Source organism: Pseudoalteromonas sp. B131b, from assembly GCF_037162545.1.
Lineage (GTDB): Bacteria > Pseudomonadota > Gammaproteobacteria > Enterobacterales > Alteromonadaceae > Pseudoalteromonas > Pseudoalteromonas fuliginea.
Genome location: NZ_JARLUZ010000001.1, coordinates 3,712,032 through 3,730,517, shown reverse-complemented (window position 1 = coordinate 3,730,517; position 18,486 = coordinate 3,712,032). Strand labels below are relative to the sequence as shown.

Genomic DNA, 18,486 nt, shown 5'->3' with positions numbered 1-18,486 from the left:
CTGTTCGACTATCTCTTCATAACCACTAAATAATTGATTATATTGAAAAATAGATGCCAGTTAATTATTACTCTTATTTATTACGCCTACAGCGCTCAGAACAGGAAATAACGTTATCCCAGTCGCGCTGCCATTTTTTACGCCACGTAAAAGGTTTATTACAAATAGGGCATATTTTTTGAGGTAAGTTTAGTTTTTTGTGCGCCATGCTTACTTAGCCTTACTGTTATTTTTAGTATCCGTTTTACTTTTTGTTCGAGTAACTTTTTGAGTACCCCCAACGTGCTTTTTAAGAATTTTGCCTATGGCGCGTTTAACATCGGCTCGCTCACGGTATTGCCATAAGCGCTCGCGTGCTTCTTTTGAAGCCGCTGTTAAATCAAGCATGGGTTCAGGGTAATCCTCCCCTAACTTAAAGTCGTTAAAGAGTGCCTCCATCGGAGTTTGCTCCCAAGGCTGATGTAAATATTCAATAGGGAGTTTTTCAAGCTCGGGGCACCACTTTTTAATAAACGAACCTGTTGGGTCTTGATCTTCTGATTGTTTAATTGGGTTGTAGTGCCTAATGGTATTAATACCTGTGACCGAGGCTTGCATTTGAATTTGTGGGTAGTGTATTCCGGGCTCAAAATCTAAAAAGTAATTAGCGAGAGGAAAGCTTGCTTGCTGCCAGCTTATATTTAAATGATGCGTTACAAAGCTTACAAGCATGGCGCGCATTCTAAAGTTTATATAACCGGTGGCTTTTAAGCAGCGCATGCAAGCGTCAATAATTGGAATACCAGTTTGACCTTGCGCCCAGCGTTCAATATCGTTTTTCACACGTTCATCATCACGATACGGAAATACGTGATAACCCGGATTAAGGGCTAAAAACTCCATAGAGCACTCGCTTTCAAACTTTTGCATAAAGTGGCAGTGCCAATGCAAGCGCGATACAAACGCTGCTAGTGGGCGTTTCCAACCTCTTTTGTCAGGGTGTTTTGAATGATATTCATCAATGGCCATTTGATACACTTGCCTAAGGCTAATGTTCCCCCACGCTAAATACGGGGAAAGCCGAGAGCAGTGGGTTTGGCTTAAACTTGGGCTCGATATTCCTTTTTGATAACCTTTACCACGCTCGGCAAAAAAGCTCTGCATTACAGTTCGCGCATGCAGCGGACCGCCTTGTTGAAAGCTGTCGTGATCTTGCGTGTAGGTAGTTGGTAGCGCTGGTGCTTGGTAGTTGTTGAGGGTAATTGTTTTTATGTTTTTCCAATTAGGAACCGCAATTGGTGCTTGCATTGTTTGCTGCCAGCGTTCGTTCCAATTATTACGATTTTTTTGCCGCGAATTACCGCGCCTGTTTGCGACTCTTGCCAATTAATGTGGTTATGCTGGCACCATGCTTTTATTGCCTTATCGCGCTCAAAGGTATTGTTTAAGCCTATTTCTTGATGGCTAAATATATTTACTATTTCAAACTGCGTCTTTAACGATTCAAGTAAATCGCTCATATTTAAATTAAATACATAAACACAGGCGTTAAAACGCGCTAGCTGATTATTTAACTCAACTATTGATTGATACACAAAGCGCCAGTGCCGCTCATTGTAGTGTGCATCTTCGAGCAGTAATGGCTCAAAGTTATAAAGTAACAGGGTCGGTAAGCCATTACTAAATGCATTTTTTAATGGTTGATGATCGCTAAGACGTAAATCACGTTTAAACCACACGATGTTTATTTTCATATAATTGGTTTATTGCTTTAAATAGAAATAAAAATTAACTTGTTATTTAATTGAGTTAGCCAAACCTATACGTAACTACCTTGAATTAAGATTTAGTTTTAATGTATTAAAAGGAAATGTATGTTTTTAGATCTCACCGAAAATACCAACCAAAATGTTTACTCTTACTTAGTAGGCGGTATAAGCCCACGGCCTATCGCATGGATAAGTACATTAAATAGTGAAGGTATTGCGAATATTGCGCCTTATTCATTTTTTAGTGTGGCTAGCTGCAAGCCACCTGTTTTAAGTGTTACGCAAGTAAACCCTAGTGATAAAACGAATAAAGATACGCTCAGTAATCTAATGGCAACTAAAGAGTGTGTGGTTAATATAGTTAGCCAAGAGCTAGTTGAAAAAATGAATCAAAGTTGTGCAAATTATCCTAGTGATATAAGCGAATTTGATGCAGCTAACATTGCCCAAGCTCCAAGTAAGTTAGTTAACGCGCCAAGCGTTGCCGATTCAAAAGTACGGTTTGAATGTAAGTTACGCGAAGTTATTAGTATTTCAAATGAGCCTGGCGGTGGAAAAATGATGTTGCTGGATGTAGTGGGTATTTGTATAGACGATGAAGTGATGAGTGGTGGCTATATTGACCCTGAATTATTAAATGCAGTGGGCAAAATGGGCGGCGATTACTTTAGTACAACCAAAGATAAGTTTTTGCTTAAAAGGCCACAGTTGTAATTTTAATATAGATTTTTCCTTTGTTTGTGCACATTGTTTGCACTTTTACTTGTTAACTTTGTTTTATTAAACGTTAAAGTAAAGGTTCAAGCATTGAAAACATTTCCTGAAACAAAAGCCGCTAATGCAACTAAGTTATTTGCGTTAAGTGCGCTTTGTATCGCTTTAAGCGCATGTAATAGCGATTCAACAAGTACTGCAACAGACGCCGATACAGTCAGTAATAGTGCTCCAACGGTTGATGCTGGTATTGACCAAACTGTTAATGCGGGCGATACCGTTTATTTAAGTTCAACGGTTGAAGATGACGGTGAAGTATCGGTTAGTTGGTCACAAACATCAGGCACTACCGTTAGTTTATCTTCAAGTACTGCAACGTCTACAGAGTTTGTTGCACCTGAAGTTTTAACCGATGAAGCACTTGTATTTGAGATCAGTGCAGATGATGGCACAAACGATGTCGTTGTAGATACAGTTATAGTTAATGTTATTGCTTCATCAGACTCAGATACAGTTGATAATAGTGCAAAGCTTACCAGCTGGTTAATTAACAAGGATACAACTTCTACATACATACAAAATAATGGTGCAGTGGTTGAAGATGTTCAATCAGTTGAGGTTGTTAGCGTTACTGAGGAAGATGCTGACGTTGAATACATGTATGTGCAAACAACTGACATTCCTAAATATGATGTAACGCTTACACAAGACCAAGTAGACGCGTTAAATAACCGCCCGCGTGCAGCTACCGATTTTTATAACGGTGTAACCTCTGCAGCAGTAGGGCAAACCATTTCTTTTGGTGAAGATATTGGCTATAACAGCAGCACTGAAAACTGCGATGACACAGGCGGTGCAGGCTATTGGCCTCCAGGACCGGGTTGCCCAACAGAACAAGCGGTTGAAGCGTATTTTCCGCTAACACCTACCGATTTATCTGACACTGAAACTTGCGAAACAGGTTTAGGTACAGTTGGCTTAATGGTTAATGGCACCAGTATATTTAACTGGGGCGATGGTATGAGCTACGGTAATAACATTTGGTATACATTAGCGCCCATTGCTGAGCAATACGATGTTGATGTGTGTGGCGGACATGCTGCTAACGGGGAATATCATCATCACTTTTATACGAGTTGCTTAGCTGATTTACTTGAAGATGATGGCGATGCGCATTCACCTATTTATGGGTTTGCAGCTGATGGCTATCCGCTTTATGGTCCTTATGAAAGTAACGGTCAACTTGCATTAAGCGGCTGGGAAATGCGTGATTATGGCGCATCAGAAAGTGAGGGTGGTTGTGGTACTGAGGGCGAGCGAAGCTGTACCTTAGTTGATCAATACGATGTTAGCCAAGGTACACAAACAAGTGATGCAGGTCCTGCTATTGGCGCAGAAGTAACGACGCTCTCTGGTAATACATTAAATGCCGACGATGGTTATTATTTTGAAGATTATTACTACGCACAAAAAACAGTAACCGGTGCTCAATTAGATGAGCATAACGGCCACGATACTAACGATGGCAAGGGTTATCACTACCATATAACACTAACGTTAGACAGCGATGGTAAATTACAGCCTTCTTTTCCTTATCAAATAGGGCCTCGTTTTAAAGGTCAATTAGCCGATAATTCAATTGGTCGCTGTGATACGGGCGAAACAATGGGTCCACCACCGGGAATATAAGGAGTAACTATGCGTTATTTTAAATACGCATTGATCCTAACTACTGCTGCGCTATTGAGCTTTAAGCTCTTTGCGCGGCAGGAAATGATGGATCATAGTCATATGCCTATAGCAGTGCCAAGTGATACGCCAATCCCGGCATTAAGCCTTAAGTTATTAAAAGATAGTATGTCGGGTTATAACTTAATTTTAGATACACAGAACTATGATTTATCTGTACCCCCTGAGGGCGCGATGAACATGCAGCAAATGATGAGCGTTACTACAAACGATGACACGGGCTTTTTACAAGGTCATGCTCATTTATACATTAATGGGGTTAAAATACAGCGAATTTACGGACAAGCGTTGCATTTACCTGCTAACTTATTTAAAACTGGTATAAATACCGTATCGGTTACTTTAAATAATCATGGTCATATGTATTGGACCGTTCAAGGCAAAAAAATAGTTGCTACGTTGTATGTTAGCGATCAAAGCAAAGAGTTTATAACATACCGATTTGAAAGCTTTCCTAGCAAGGTTGAAAACACGCATTAATGAAAATTCATAATAAACTTTTTTAATACTATTTAGTTTTACCTTTAGTGTTATTGCAGGACTGGTGGTACTTATACAATGGAGTATAGGCCAAGGCGTAATTGATTTTGTTAATGCAAAAGAGGTGAAAGCGCTTGAACCACTTGTTGCGCAGCTGTCAAGACAGTACGAACAAACCCCCTCATGGCAACGCGTTGTTGGCGATGACGAAAATTTTAGAAAGCTTGTTGAATCGCAGCTAGAAAATAGCCAGTTTTTACCTAGACCACCAAAAGGTCCGGGTCACAGGGGAGGGATGATGCGACGACCGCCGCCAGATCATGTTCGTTTAGGGATGGATCGCCGCCCACCACCGGACAATATTGCTCACTACGCATTACTTGATGAAAATAAACAGCGAGTAGTGGGTAAATATCTCAGTGATTTAAAATATATAACAACCCCAATTACAGTGGGCGATAAAACAGTGGGTTACTTAGCTGTTTCCAAAAGAGATAACTTGGTTGATGGTTATGAGCTTGATTTTTTACAGCAGCAAACTAACTACTTATGGTTTATTGCTTTAGCTGCGGTATTGCTTACATTACTGGTTACCTTTTTATTGTCTCGCCACTTAGTTAGCCCAGTAAAGCAAATTGCTAACGGTATGCATCGCTTAACGCAAGGTAATTACGAGACCAAACTTACGCTTGAGCGAAAAGACGAATTAGGCCAATTAAGCGAAGATTTTAATATCCTTGCATTTACACTCGCTAAAGATGAGCAAGTACGTAAGCGATGGCTTGCTAATATTTCTCATGAGCTTAGGACGCCAATGAGCATTTTACTCGGTGAACTTGAAGCTATGCTACTTGGTATACGAGAACCGAACACAAAAAATATAAGTTCGGCTAACGATGAAGCTTTGCATTTAAAACGCTTAATAGACGACTTGCATATGCTCAATAGCGCAGAGTTAGGGGGTATGCATTACACTATGCAACCTACTGACATGGCGTTATTATTAAATACTATTGAGCAAAAATATCAGGTTGTGCTTGAACAACATAATATAAAAATTCATTTACTAAATAGCGCTAAACACATAACTGTACAAGCAGATAAAACACGCCTTTTGCAGCTACTCGATAATATTTTAATGAACGCAGTACACTATGCACAATGCTCAACTATTTCATTAACGGCTAGCAATATAAGTATTAAAGGGCAAACCTACTTAGAGCTTATAATTGAAGATAATGGCGTAGGTGTAGAGCAGTCGCATTTATCGCATTTGTTTGAGTATTTATATCGAGTAGATAGTTCGCGTAATCGCCAAGAGGGGGTTCTGGTTTAGGCTTATCTATTTGCCAGCATATAGTTAAAGGCCATAATGGTGAAATAGCTGCTAAAAAAGCCAGTTTAGGTGGTCTTGCCATTATTATTAGATTGCCGACGATTTAGTTTATAAAAATAAAGTTGAGGTTACTTACAGAGATGCCTATGAGTGAACAAATTCTGATTGTGGAAGATGAAGTAAAGTTAGCTAACTTAATGAGTGACTTTTTAAGCAGCCACCACTTTATCACTCATCAAATACATCACGGGAATGAAGTATTACCTTGGCTTGAAATTAACAGCCCGAGTGTAATCTTACTCGACATAATGTTACCTGGCCAAAGTGGCATTGAATTGTGTAAAGCAATCAGGCGCTTTTCAAACGTGCCTATTATTATGGTATCGGCAAGAGTCGAAGAAATAGATAGATTACTTGGACTAGAGTTAGGTGCTGATGACTATATCTGTAAGCCGTTTAGTTATGCTGAGCTGGTGGCACGCGTAAAAGCTATATTAAGGCGATTAAATAACGCAAGTGATGTTACAGAGTCAACAATGAAGCTTGATGAGAGCACCTACAACGTAAAATACAAATCAAGCAGCATAGAGCTAACGAACTTTGAATTTCAGCTATTTAAACCTTTGTTTAACAACCCAAATCGTATTTATTCGCGCGATAGTTTAATGGACACTATGTACGCCGATCAGCGTATTGTGAGCCATCGTACTATTGATAGCCATATTAAAAAGTTGCGTAAAAAACTAGATGAAGTGACACAAACTGAAAGTGTTATTCAGTCTGTTTATGGGGTTGGCTACCGATTTGTGCACCCGCAGTAAGGGGGATTAGTGAGCTATGACGATGAGCTACTCATCATCGTCAGCATTTTTAATTCGCTCTAAACGGTCAAACTCTTCATATTCTGCCGCTTGGATTTCATCAAGAATAGAATCTACATCGGCAAGTTCGTCGCTGTCTTCAAATTCACCTGTAAGCGTTGAATTAGGCGTTAAATTGGCCTCTTCAAATAATGCCCACATTTCTTTAGCGTATTGAGTTTTTAGTATGCTTGGCGCAAATTCACCATAGTAGCGGCGTATGTTATTTACATCGCGTGCAAACATAGCTTGTGCACTGTTATTTGCTGAAGCGTTAACTGCTTGCGGTAAATCTATAATTACAGGGCCGTTATTATCTACAAGTACATTAAATTCAGATAAATCACCGTGTATTATACCTGCGCAAAGCATAAGCTTAATATAATGCATCATGAGTTTATGCTGCTCAATCGCTTGCTCTTCACTAAAAACGACATGTCCAAGTTGAGGAGCTACGTTACCATCCTCGTCCGACACGAGCTCCATAAGCAGCACGCCATCAATACAAAAGTAAGTATCAGGTACACGTACACCCACACCGGCTAAACGAGATAGCGCATCCACTTCGGCATTTTGCCAAATCTCTTCTTCTAATTGACGGCCATAGCTAGAGCGTTTGCCCATAGCACGGGCTTGGCGTCCACCACGTACTTTTCGGCCTTCTTGGTATTGTGCCGCTTTTTTAAAGCTACGTTTAACGGCATCTTTATACACTTTTGCACAGCGTATGTGTTCACCACAACGCACAATAAATACATCGGCTTCTTTGCCGCTCATTAGTCGGCTTATAACTTCGTCAATAAGGCCATCATCAACAAGAGGTTGTAGGCGTTTAGGTATTTTCACAGATTGCCTGCTAAGTAGGGTTGGTTATTAATCATTATTTATGAAAGTGCTCTGTATTTGTTTGTTTAATTGGCTCAAGCAGTATATCAGCTTTGAGAATTAAGGGCAGTAACGCAACTGCTCGTCAGTTATTAATCGTATTATTTTATTAGCTTATATATTGATTGCAATGCAATCAACCATAACTTTTTAAATTAATTTTTTTATCAAAATAATTTACTACTTCCCTATTGTTTGCACATTGTTTGCGTTTTTAAAGCGTAATCTTAATTTAATTCTTAAATACGAGGTTATTACTATGAAGCATTTTTCAACACTTGCCACTGTGGCAATATTATCTATTGCTTTTTCAGCTAATGTAGCTGCACGAGGCGGTGACAATCCTCCTGAAAGACCTGATTTTTCAACTATTGATACTGATGGCGATGGTGTAATTAGCTTTGAAGAGTTTAGTGCTAAAAAACCACCGCACGGCGATGCACAAACAATTTTTGATTCTATAGATGCCGATGGTAATGGCGAAATCAGTGAACAAGAGCTTAGCGATCATAAACCACCTCGTCGTGAACGTTGAAAGGGTACTAAAATGATTAATAGTATTAACAGCAGTTCTGCCAGTTTGATGTCGCAACAAAGCAGCCAAACAGCAAAGCTAACAACAGAGCAAAGCGATTTTATTAAAGAAACGCTTGCACAGTTTGATGCAGAAAACTTAACTAGCGACGATGCGCAAAGTATTCAAGCAGCATTTAAAGAACAAGGTATTGCACCCACTAAAGAGCTTGCTGATTTAATGGGCGAACTTGAATTTGATGCTAAAAGTATTGGTGATGCAGGACGGGCAGAAGGCCAGCGTCCGCCACCGCCGCAAAACTCATTAGAATCAGTCGATACAGACGAAGTAGTCAGCTATTTAGATGAGCTCTTAACTGAGTATTTAAACCAGTTGTCAGGTGAAGATAAAGAATCAATCCTTGCATCAGTGCAAGAGAAATTTGGTTTAAGTGAAGGCGATTCGCTGCTAAATGTAACTGCTTAGGTATTATTACTTAGAGTAAAGCTGACTGTTACTCGAAAGTCTTAAGTCCAAAGCCCAACGGTTAATTCTGTTGGGCTTTTTTATTGGCTTAATTTAACCGTGTTTCTATTTTGTTGGTGCCATCTTCTTCGGTAAATTTAAATACAAAATCTTTTTTACCATCTTGGTTTATATCAACTAACAGAATATCTTTGTTATTTTTAGGCAGCGTTAATTTTAATTTTTTACGTTTTTTATTTAGCAGTGAATCTTGCTCTCCGTAATAAATATACAGTGTTTTTTTACTGTATTTGTATACCGCATCAATATAGCTGTCGCCGTTAATATCGCCTAAATAGAGCGCTGGTTTGGAATCATTGCCGTTCATTCCCACTTCCATTTCTAAATCAAGTTCGATACTCGATTTATTGGCAAATGAGCCGTCGGATTGCTGTTTATAAAGATTCATTTCTACATCTACATCAGTACTGCCACCGCCCAATGCCATAGACGCGATAGTACCTAAGCCAATATCTAAGTCCATTTTTTGTAAATCAATTAAGCCATCATTATTAAAATCAGTTTTGAGCAATAGTTCACTAGGGCCCTGTGTTTCAAATAAGGTAATGGGCGTATTAGTAAAACCTTTAGCGCTCCCTAGGTATAAAGTATGTGCTATTTTTATATCTAACGAATCCATACCTTGCGTAGGCTTAAACTGCCTGGTTGTAAAATCCAGAAATCCGTCGTTATTAATATCAATAATTTGCTTTATTTTTCGAGTTTCACCATTACTTAGTTCGCCTAACTCGATGTCAAAGTCAATTGAGGTAAGCTTTTGCTCAAAGCCCTCTGAATTAGCAAGGAGTACATCTGCTCCAAAGTCGTTTGAAAATACTAGGTCGTTTAAGCCGTCGTGGTTAAAATCAATAACGACGGGTTTATTGCTAATATTAACTTCCAGCGAAAGTCCTTTACTTGAAAAACGACCTTCATACAAAGGTGTTTGCATAAATTGGTTGGGCTTAAAGCTGCCGTCTTTGTTTTGAACATATAAGGTGCTGCTTGTTAAATTAGGGATAAAAATATCACTTAAACCATCGTTATTGGCATCAAAAACAAAATCAATTTTCTCAAACTCATCTACTTTTAATGTATTAAGCACTGATTCATAAGTAAACAATAATGTTGTTTTGTCGCTATTGGTTTTATAAACCCCGTCGTTTGCTAAAATTAGTGCTTGTTTGGTATCGGCATTGGCAAGTGTTGCTACATCAAAACCAATCGCATTATTGGGTAGGGTAAGTTGAATGCTTTTTGCGCTTAGTAAATTGATGCTCTCAAGCTGCTTTAGGGTCTTGTTATATGCAAATACAGTTGCGGAGTCGGTTGTAATTAATGCTTGTGTTGTTTGTATTGCTAGTTTTTGTGCTGATACAAGGCAAGGAGCTAAAGCACATAGCGTTATTATTATTTTATTCATTCGTTAATCCTTTAAATTAACGAGCAATATAGTATTGCTCAAGATTAATTTATAGTACCAACGACTAATTTTAGAACAACTAAATATATGTAAGAAAATGTGGCTGAATGTCTATTTTACAGAGTGAGGAAGCCACTTTAAAAGCTTTTCAAATAAAATATCTTGGGCAATTGGTTTTGATATATAGTCATCCATTCCGGAATCTAAACATTTAGTTTTATCACCGGTCATAGCATTCGCTGTCATGGCTATGATTGTAATGGCGTTTGCTTTATCTCTTGCTTCATTATTTCTAATTAAAGTTGTTGCCTGATATCCGTCCATAACAGGCATCTGGCAATCCATTAAAATAAGAGAGTATGGCTCAATAGTATTTTTTTGATCTAAGTAATCAAGTACCTCTTTACCATTGGTCGCAATATCTACAACACTAATTCCCATCTTTTTCAATGTTGTTGCGGCGACAATCTGATTAATTTGATTATCTTCAGCTAATAAAATACGTATATCTTCACGCCATACAATATCATTCGGCCCAAGTGGTTTTTCGGTTATGGTACAAGTTTGGGTATTTTCACTATGTAAAGTATTTCTCTCGGGTAAGCATTTTGTAAGAAGGTTAAAAATATCTTTAGTTGTCATCGGTTTTGGAAAGTAAGCAGTAAAACCATTTTGTTTATAGTGTTCATTAGTTTCAAACTGATCTATTGTGGTCATCAATACAAGGTTTGCTGTACTGAGAAGATTTAGATCATTAATCGTTTTACCGAGTGTTAATCCGTTACTGTCGCTAAGTTTTGTATCAATAATTACAATGTCGAAAGGATGAGCATGTTGGGTATAAAATTGCTCGTAAGTATTTAGCGCAATTTTTGCTGATGAGCTTATTGTTACGATTGCTCCCCATTGTGTAAGCTGCTTTTGAAGTACGTTAGCTTGGCTTTTGTTACTGCACGCTATTTGTATGTTAATTCCAGTAATATCTATAGGAGGCATTATTTTTTCTGTTTTTTTACTTTTCTTTAAAGTGATATCAAAAATAAAGTTACTCCCTTTATTTTCGTCCGACTTTACCTCTACTTCACCTTGCATCAAATTGCAGAGTTTTTTAACGATAGCTAAGCCTAATCCTGTCCCGCCGTATTTCCGTGTTGTTGAAGAATCTACTTGTGAAAATGATTTAAATAACTTGGCTTGTTGATCTACTGGAATGCCTATTCCGGTATCCTTCACTTGGCAGTTAAAGCGTATTTCATTCCCATTAGTGGGAATTAATTTAGCAATAATTTGCACTTCCCCTACATGGGTAAATTTAAGGGCGTTATTAACAAGATTTGTTAATATTTGTCTGAGTCGTCCAGGATCTCCAATAACGAAAGGGTATTTGATATCTGTAATATCTAAAATAAGTTCAATACCTTTACTATATGCTTGAGCTGCGACTGTTTCTAAAAAATCTCCTAGCATGGCATGCAAGTTAAACTCTAACTCTTCTAGCTCAAGCTTACCTGCATCTACTTTTGAAAAATCTAAAATATCATTAATTATATTGAGTAAAGAATTTGCACTGTTAAGTGCAATACGTGTTTGATATTGCTGCTTTTCGTTTAAAGGGCTATCTAAAATAAAGTTAAGCATACCGAGTACTCCATTCATAGGCGTACGTATTTCATGACTCATTGAGGCTAAAAACTCACTTTTTGCTATATTTGCTTGTTCTGCTAATGCTTTTGCTTCAATTAATGAATGATTGGCAGCAATCCGTTTAGTGATATCTTGCTGAATTCCTACAAAGGCGGTGAGTTTAGAGTGTTCGTCAAAAACAGGGGAGATTTGTAAACTATTCCAAAATGCGGTGCCATCCTTTTTGTAGTTTACTATTTCTACACGCTGAGTTTTTAATGTTTTTATTGCGTTTTTAATGACCGATATTGATTTTTTATCTGTGTTGGGGCCTTGTAAAACACGGCAATTTTTACCGATCATATCTTCTTTTTTGTAACCGGTTATTTTTTCAAACTCGCTATTTAAAAATACTAAAGGTAGACCAGGAACTTTAGCATCTGCGATCGATATTCCTACATTACAAGACTCTATAGCATGGGCTAATAAATCATTTTGTTCTTTGGCTTTTTTTAATGCCTCTTGTGATTTTTTTGTTCAGTGATGTCAGTAATTGAGCCCGCCATTCTGATGGCAATATTATTGCTGTCTCGTAATGCCATGCCTTTCGCTCTAAAGTGACGGTATACACCTGATTTATTCTTTAAGCGGTATTCAATATTATATGGTTTATTTTGCGTTAAATGCGCTTTTAATTGTTTTTGGTTTTCATCTATATCATCAATATGAATTAGGTTATTAAATGTTTCAATTGTATTAGGTAAAAACTCTATATCGTTTTCATTGTATCCAAGTAATACTCTAATCCGTGGGGAAAAATATATTGTATTAGAGAGGATATCCCAATCCCAAATACCATCATTGCTGCCTTCAACTGCTAACTCATAACGGGCTTCACTTAATTTGATCGCTTTTTTTGAAATCTCAAGCTGCTTAAATGGGTTTAATAGTAAATGCCTACCAAAAATTAATAACACAACAGATGAAAGGAGTAGGCTTAAAATAAGAGCTACTGCTATATCTAGCATAAAGGCGGTTACTTTTTCAGCTAACAAGCTGTTTTTTATTAAATAATTTAACTCAATGCCTGTGGAGCCAACCGGTTTTTTACTGATTGAAATATACTGCTGTGTTTCATCTAAATTTGAAAAAGAGACCCAAGGGCCACTGAGTATGATGTTGTGATTATTTAATACAAATTTTGCAGGTAATAACTCCCTAAGCGGTGTGCTAAATTGTACTGTTAGCACCCCTTCACTGAGGTTGTTATATTTTATAGGTACTGCAATGGTAAAAAAATATTGCGATTGTGATGACCGTAAAATAACAGCGCTTTCTATTTGATTGTTAATTATACTATTTAGCCAAGTAGGTTCTGTCGCAATTACCTCAGCTAATGATGAGTCACTGCTATACACAACTTCTTGGAGAATATTTGTAATAACAAGCTTTTCGGTTTTTCCTAAAATTTTATATTCATCAAGGTAATCTAATAGCGCAGCTTTAGATGTCTCTGAGCCCATGATTGCATTTGACAAAATTGGCTGGCGAGCAATATCTTTGAGGATCTGTTCTCGAGTTTCTATAAAAAGCATTAAGTAGCTAGTGGTTAACTCCGATTCAATTTCTATACTTTTACTCTGTAAATCATAAATAGCATCATTAGCTCTGCTCCCAACAAGTAAAAGGCTTATTGTTACTGAAAGTATTAAACTCAATGCTAAAAAAGTATAAAATGCATTGTTTGTTGTCAGTTTAAATTTATTACTCAGTGAGTTTGGCATTATTCTGGAGTGCCTTCTAAATTATTTAATATATGAATACTCCCATCAGGTTTATAATTTGCCATGCATAAATCATCTAACCCAAGTGCTTCATGTGCATCTGCATCATCACTAGACCACAGAGTAAAAGGCTGCTTATATTGTTTAATTAATCCATCGATTGGTTGATTTGAATTCTCTAGTGCGAGCCTAATATTCGCCCTGTTTTTTTGTATATCGTCGGTTAATGTTGTTTGCGAAATAGCTTGTAATAGAATTTTAGTAAGATCATATGCATGAATAAACCCAGCCGGAGAATCCAGCTTTTCTGGTGCTATAGAAGGGGGAAAGCGATAGCGCTTGATTTACCACGTTTTTGGTAAGCTTTGTTTGGGGTTTAGTTAAAAAAGAAAAACAGCTTTGTATGAAATGCAGGTTGAGGTTTGATTTTATTGCGTGCTCAACATTTGTGAAAAAATCCCCCCAGTGATCCCCCAGTGACTAATTATAGGTACTCGCTTATTCTCTACAAAGCTTGCCATAGCGTTAATTATTTCAGCTCCTTCAAGTGCGTTACCCACAAACAAAATACAATCTGCTTGGTCGCTTATGATTTCACGTAGAATTATTTTTGCACTATTCGCTTTTATGTTCCAATTAAACCAATTTACTTTAGTTTTAATATTCCCCAATGCTTTGCTCATCGCAATATTGTTAGACTTACCCCAAGGGGTATTTTCTAATAACAGTTGGGGTTTTTGACAGCCAAGAGTCTGCGTTGCAAATTGGGCCATTCTATGGCCTGCTTTTGTATCGTCTACAGAGAGTCTAAATACCCAGTTTTTCGCGTCAGGGTAGCGGGTAATTGGCCCACCAGCAGCCCAAGGAACTAAAAGTAATAGTTTATTTTTATTTATAAAATCTCTATTTTTAATATAGGGAGGAGAGTGTAGACCTCCCAAAAAAACTAACGCGTTTGAATCTTTTAAAAACTGCTGCATATGCAGCAAGCTGCGATTAGAGTTTCCTCTATTATCTTTTTCAATAAAATTTATTTGGTAACCTTGTACATTATTATTAATTTCGGCGAGTGCTGTAAGTGCTCCCATTTTAATTGCATAGGCGGATTCGTTATGATTAGAGTAGTCAGAATCGTGATAAATAGTCAGTGTTTTAATATTTTCAGCGTAGGTACTAAAGGAAAAAGAGGCCGTATAAAAGAGGCTTATGATGATGAGATAAATAGTTATACGCATAAAAACACTTAGTTTTAATAATTTATATTAAAGTTAGCTTATTTTGGAGCGTTTTCATATTTTAAAAGAAAATAATTTTATAATAAATGATTTAAATAGTTAATTTGTATTAAGCTGTTGCTTTAATTGATTTATTGGCAATAAATGGCGTGTTTTTTGAAGTATAAAAACCAGCAAAGATTACTGGCTTTTATACAAAGATAGCGTGGCTATTTTATTTAAAATCACTGCCTTTATGGCGCTCTGCCATTTGCTCTTCTTCAGGGCCCCATGTGCGATTAACACGACGACCGCGTTTTACAGCTGGACGCTCTGAAACCTGTGTAGCCCAGCGTACAACGTGAGTGTATGAAGCAACATCTAAAAACTCAGCTGCATCATATAAATCGCCTAAAACAAGCGAGCCATACCAAGGCCAAATTGCAATATCGGCAATTGAGTATTCATCACCTGCCATGTATTCATTTTCGCTTAAATGGCGATTTAACACGTCAAGTTGGCGTTTAGTTTCCATTGTAAAGCGGTCAATAGGGTATTGCATTTTACTTGGTGCATAGCTATAAAAATGGCCAAACCCACCACCTAAGTAAGGTGCTGAGCCCATTTGCCAAAATAGCCAGTTACGACACTCTGTTTTAGCTTTTAAATCTTTAGGGATGAGTACATCAAATTTTTCAGCCAAATACTGTAAAATAGAACCTGATTCAAAGATGCGAGTAGGTGGCGTGGTTGAATGATCCATTAGCGCTGGGATTTTTGAGTTTGGATTAATATCAACAAAGTCAGATCCAAACTGATCGCCATCACCTATATTTATTAAATATGCGTCGTAGTCTGCATCGGTGCAACCAAGCTGTAAAAGCTCTTCAAACATGATTGTAGCTTTTTGGCCATTAGGTGTTGCAAGAGAATAAAGCTGAAATGCGTGCTCACCAATAGGTAGGGTTTTGTCATGAGTCGCGCCTGCAATTGGGCGGTTAATGCTGGCAAACTTACCGCCACTTTCACTTTCCCACGTCCATACTTTTGGGGGCGTGTATTCGTTTTTATCACTCATAAATAACCTCTGTTAGATGAAATACATATATGGTAAATGTGGCCATAAAAAATTAATTAAAGGCCCTAATATTTAATTTACCGACCTTTTAATTTATCGGCTTTTGCTAATCTATAACCTAAAAACAATCCGCTTAGCGCTCCAAATAAATGGCTTTCAAACGATACATGATAGCGCTGAGGTAAAACACCCCATATAAAACCGCTATAAAGGACTGCTACAACCACGGCAATAATAATGGATTTTAGTGAACGCCTAACTACGCCGTAGCATAGGATAAAACCCCATAAACCATATATAACACCGCTTAAGCCAACATGGATATTACTGCGACCAAACATCCACACTAACAGCCCACCAACTAAAGCTGTAAAAATTAATACGTTATAAAAGCGTTTTACACTGTACTGGCAAATTAGCCAGCTTAACACCACAAAAGGAATCATATTGCTGGCAAAATGCCACCAGCTACCATGTAAAAATGGTGCACATAAAATACCAATTAAGCCTTGAATGCTACGCGGATAAATACCCAAGCCATTGAGATTAATGCCGGGAAGACTATTGATTATCTGCAAAACAAAACAAATAGTAACAACGCTAAAAATTGCAAAGCGTGTGCTGGTTAGTAATAACTGTGTGGTTGGCTTAGCTGCCATATAATCGTCCTAATTGACTTTAAGAGTTGCCAGTATAGGAATTGTATTTGCTAATGAAAAGCAATTAAAAAAGCACAGCATAAAATGCTGTGCTTAATTTTAATTATTACTCACTATTAACCTAATTTAGTTAATAGTTTTTTGGCTGCTAGTTCAGAACTTGCAGGGTTTTGGCCGGTAATTACTAAACCATCTACTAGCGCTAATACACCCCAGTCGTCAGTTTTTTGATAATCGCCGCCTTTTTTGATTAGCTCATCTTCAACTAAAAATGGCACGATATCGGTAAGTTGCACTGCAGCTTCTTCAGAGTTAGTAAAACCAGTTACTTTTTTACCCGCTACTAGTGCATTGCCATCAGCATCTTTAACATTTAAAAATGCAGCACTTGCATGACATACCGCAGCAACAGGCTTTTGCTCTTTTACAAAGCTTTCGATAAGTGAGATTGAATCAGTGTTGTCAACCAAGTCCCATAATGGACCGTGACCGCCTGGGTAAAATACAGCATCAAAGTCGCTTGAGTTCACTTCACTCAATACTTTAGTGTTTGCCATAAGTGTTTGTGCTGCGCTATCTGCGTCATAACGTTTTGTTGCATCTGTTTGAAAATCGACAAGTGTACTTGTCGGGTCAATTGGTGGTTGGCCGCCAGCTGGAGACGCTAATGTTACTTCAACGCCTGCATCAACAAATGCATAGTAAGGGGCTGCAAATTCTTCTACCCAAAAACCTGTTTTTTCGCCAGTGTTACCAAGTTCTGCGTGAGATGTAAGAACCATAAGTATTTTTTTAGACATTGAATATATTCCTTCTGATGATTTGAATTAGTTTATCTTGCTACCAATTACTATATGCACTAACAGAGCTTTAAACAACGATGATAAATTTAACTTTATTGGTTTAATAATTGATACAATAAGTGGGTTGAATTTAAAACACTCTACGGAGCGCACATGAAGGTGTCGTTTGAGCAGTTAAAGAGCATGGTCGTATTTGCGCAAATTGTAGAGCAAGGCAGTTTAACCGCTGCCGCTAAACAGTTAGGGCTTACGCGAGCCGTAGCAAGTTATCATTTAAAAAAGTTAGAAACTCAGCTTGAAGTTACTTTATTGAATCGATCAACTCGTACCATGGCACTCACTGAGGCGGGCATTGCTTACTATGAACGTTGTAGAATAATTACCGAACAAGCTAATGCGGCTAACCAACAAATAGAAAATATAAAGAGTGAGCCACAAGGTTTACTTAAAATTAGCTGCCCTGTAAATGTAGGAATGCAGCTAATTGTGCCCGCAATAAATACGTTTAAGCGCCAATACCCTAAAATTCAAATAGACTTACAACTTACTGACGATGTGGTTGATATTATTAAAAATGGGTTCGATTTTGCAATTAGAGGCGTGGCACTTAGCGATTCGAACTTGCAAGCAACCAAGCTTACAACAATGAGTACCTGCATTTGTGGTGCACCAGATTATTTTACACATTTTGGGAAGCCTAAAACCCCTTTAGAATTGGCAGATCATCAATGGGTGGTTTATCAGCTAGGAAGTAAAACCTTAACGCTTTCAAAAGATGGTAAAAAACACGACATTACAATGCAAGGCGGGTTGAGTACTAATAACGCAGCTGCACGTACTGCCTTTGTAGAAGCAGGGCATGGCATTGGGCGTATTCCGCTTTACGATGCGTGGCCTAAAGTACAAGCAGGATTACTTGAAATAGTGCTAGATGATTATAAAAGTAAAGATATTGAACTGTATGGAGTATTTCCGCCAGGGGCTGCGGGATCTAAAAAACTACGATTATTTATTGATTACTTAAAAGCCTACTTTGTAAAACAGCATACCGCTTTAGGTATGCTGAAAGGCGTTTAATTATTTTCGCTTTT

At 37.8% G+C, this 18,486-nt stretch carries 16 protein-coding genes and 2 pseudogenes; 8 read left to right on the top strand and 10 right to left on the bottom strand.

The window, feature by feature from the left end; all coding sequences use genetic code 11:
- Positions 1–73: 73 nt before the first annotated feature.
- Together P4S65_RS17095 and P4S65_RS17090 are read right to left on the bottom strand one after the other, a co-directional pair.
- The gene (locus P4S65_RS17095; protein WP_337120648.1) at positions 74–208 is read right to left on the bottom strand and encodes a DUF2256 domain-containing protein; all 135 of its coding nucleotides are present in this window, start codon (positions 206–208) and stop codon (positions 74–76) included.
- A 2-nt stretch (positions 209–210) separates the two neighbouring features.
- Positions 211–1,733: pseudogene (locus P4S65_RS17090) on the bottom strand (deoxyribodipyrimidine photo-lyase/cryptochrome family protein).
- Positions 1,734–1,853: 120 nt separating this feature from the next.
- On the opposite strand from P4S65_RS17090, the gene P4S65_RS17085 reads away from it, so the two are divergent.
- From P4S65_RS17085 to P4S65_RS17065, 5 genes and pseudogenes are all read left to right on the top strand, one after another.
- Positions 1,854–2,462 (top strand): flavin reductase family protein, encoded by a 609-nt coding sequence (locus tag P4S65_RS17085; RefSeq protein WP_337120647.1) that lies wholly within the window; start codon positions 1,854–1,856, stop codon positions 2,460–2,462.
- Between the two features lie 33 nt (positions 2,463–2,495).
- Complete coding sequence (locus P4S65_RS17080; protein WP_337120646.1) at positions 2,496–4,151, top strand: YHYH protein; 1,656 nt, start codon at positions 2,496–2,498, stop codon at positions 4,149–4,151.
- A 9-nt stretch (positions 4,152–4,160) separates the two neighbouring features.
- On the top strand, positions 4,161–4,691 hold the full coding sequence (locus P4S65_RS17075; protein WP_096793520.1) for a hypothetical protein: 531 nt from the start codon (positions 4,161–4,163) through the stop codon (positions 4,689–4,691).
- Positions 4,691–6,134: pseudogene (locus tag P4S65_RS17070) on the top strand (ATP-binding protein). Before P4S65_RS17075 ends, P4S65_RS17070 begins: the two are co-directional and overlap by 1 nt.
- 39 nt (positions 6,135–6,173) lie before the next feature.
- Positions 6,174–6,848 carry a response regulator gene (locus P4S65_RS17065; protein WP_033023590.1) on the top strand — a complete coding sequence of 225 codons (675 nt, stop codon included), beginning with the start codon at positions 6,174–6,176 and terminating at the stop codon, positions 6,846–6,848.
- A gap of 27 nt (positions 6,849–6,875) precedes the next feature.
- Here the strand turns inward: P4S65_RS17065 and P4S65_RS17060 are convergent, their stop codons facing one another.
- Positions 6,876–7,733 (bottom strand): PA4780 family RIO1-like protein kinase, encoded by an 858-nt coding sequence (locus P4S65_RS17060; protein ID WP_007376869.1) that lies wholly within the window; start codon positions 7,731–7,733, stop codon positions 6,876–6,878.
- A gap of 298 nt (positions 7,734–8,031) precedes the next feature.
- On the opposite strand from P4S65_RS17060, the gene P4S65_RS17055 reads away from it, so the two are divergent.
- Positions 8,032–8,307, top strand: coding sequence for an EF-hand domain-containing protein (locus P4S65_RS17055; RefSeq protein WP_007376870.1), 276 nt, complete (start codon positions 8,032–8,034; stop codon positions 8,305–8,307).
- Between the two features lie 12 nt (positions 8,308–8,319).
- Positions 8,320–8,772: a hypothetical protein gene (locus P4S65_RS17050; protein WP_337120645.1), complete on the top strand. Its 453-nt coding sequence runs from the start codon at positions 8,320–8,322 to the stop codon at positions 8,770–8,772.
- Between the two features lie 88 nt (positions 8,773–8,860).
- Here P4S65_RS17050 and P4S65_RS17045 read toward each other — a convergent pair whose 3' ends face one another.
- From P4S65_RS17045 to P4S65_RS17015, 7 genes are all read right to left on the bottom strand, one after another.
- On the bottom strand, positions 8,861–10,234 hold the full coding sequence (locus P4S65_RS17045; protein WP_096793517.1) for an FG-GAP repeat domain-containing protein: 1,374 nt from the start codon (positions 10,232–10,234) through the stop codon (positions 8,861–8,863).
- A gap of 111 nt (positions 10,235–10,345) precedes the next feature.
- On the bottom strand, positions 10,346–12,304 hold the full coding sequence (locus tag P4S65_RS17040; protein WP_337120779.1) for a response regulator: 1,959 nt from the start codon (positions 12,302–12,304) through the stop codon (positions 10,346–10,348).
- Between the two features lie 65 nt (positions 12,305–12,369).
- Positions 12,370–13,641 carry a PAS domain-containing protein gene (locus tag P4S65_RS17035; RefSeq protein ID WP_337120644.1) on the bottom strand — a complete coding sequence of 424 codons (1,272 nt, stop codon included), beginning with the start codon at positions 13,639–13,641 and terminating at the stop codon, positions 12,370–12,372.
- A gap of 428 nt (positions 13,642–14,069) precedes the next feature.
- A complete protein-coding gene (locus tag P4S65_RS17030) occupies positions 14,070–14,876 on the bottom strand; it encodes an ABC transporter substrate-binding protein (RefSeq protein ID WP_337120643.1) in 807 nt (268 codons plus the stop codon).
- A 214-nt stretch (positions 14,877–15,090) separates the two neighbouring features.
- Positions 15,091–15,933, bottom strand: a complete 843-nt coding sequence (gene yghU / locus P4S65_RS17025; protein ID WP_337120642.1) for a glutathione-dependent disulfide-bond oxidoreductase — start codon at positions 15,931–15,933, stop codon at positions 15,091–15,093.
- Between the two features lie 77 nt (positions 15,934–16,010).
- Positions 16,011–16,592 carry a rhomboid family intramembrane serine protease gene (locus P4S65_RS17020; protein ID WP_337120641.1) on the bottom strand — a complete coding sequence of 194 codons (582 nt, stop codon included), beginning with the start codon at positions 16,590–16,592 and terminating at the stop codon, positions 16,011–16,013.
- A gap of 116 nt (positions 16,593–16,708) precedes the next feature.
- Positions 16,709–17,392, bottom strand: a complete 684-nt coding sequence (locus tag P4S65_RS17015) for a type 1 glutamine amidotransferase domain-containing protein (protein ID WP_170072057.1) — start codon at positions 17,390–17,392, stop codon at positions 16,709–16,711.
- A gap of 156 nt (positions 17,393–17,548) precedes the next feature.
- Here P4S65_RS17015 and P4S65_RS17010 point away from each other — a divergent pair, with 156 nt between their 5' ends.
- Positions 17,549–18,472, top strand: coding sequence for a LysR family transcriptional regulator (locus P4S65_RS17010; protein WP_337120640.1), 924 nt, complete (start codon positions 17,549–17,551; stop codon positions 18,470–18,472).
- Positions 18,473–18,486 lie beyond the last annotated feature (14 nt).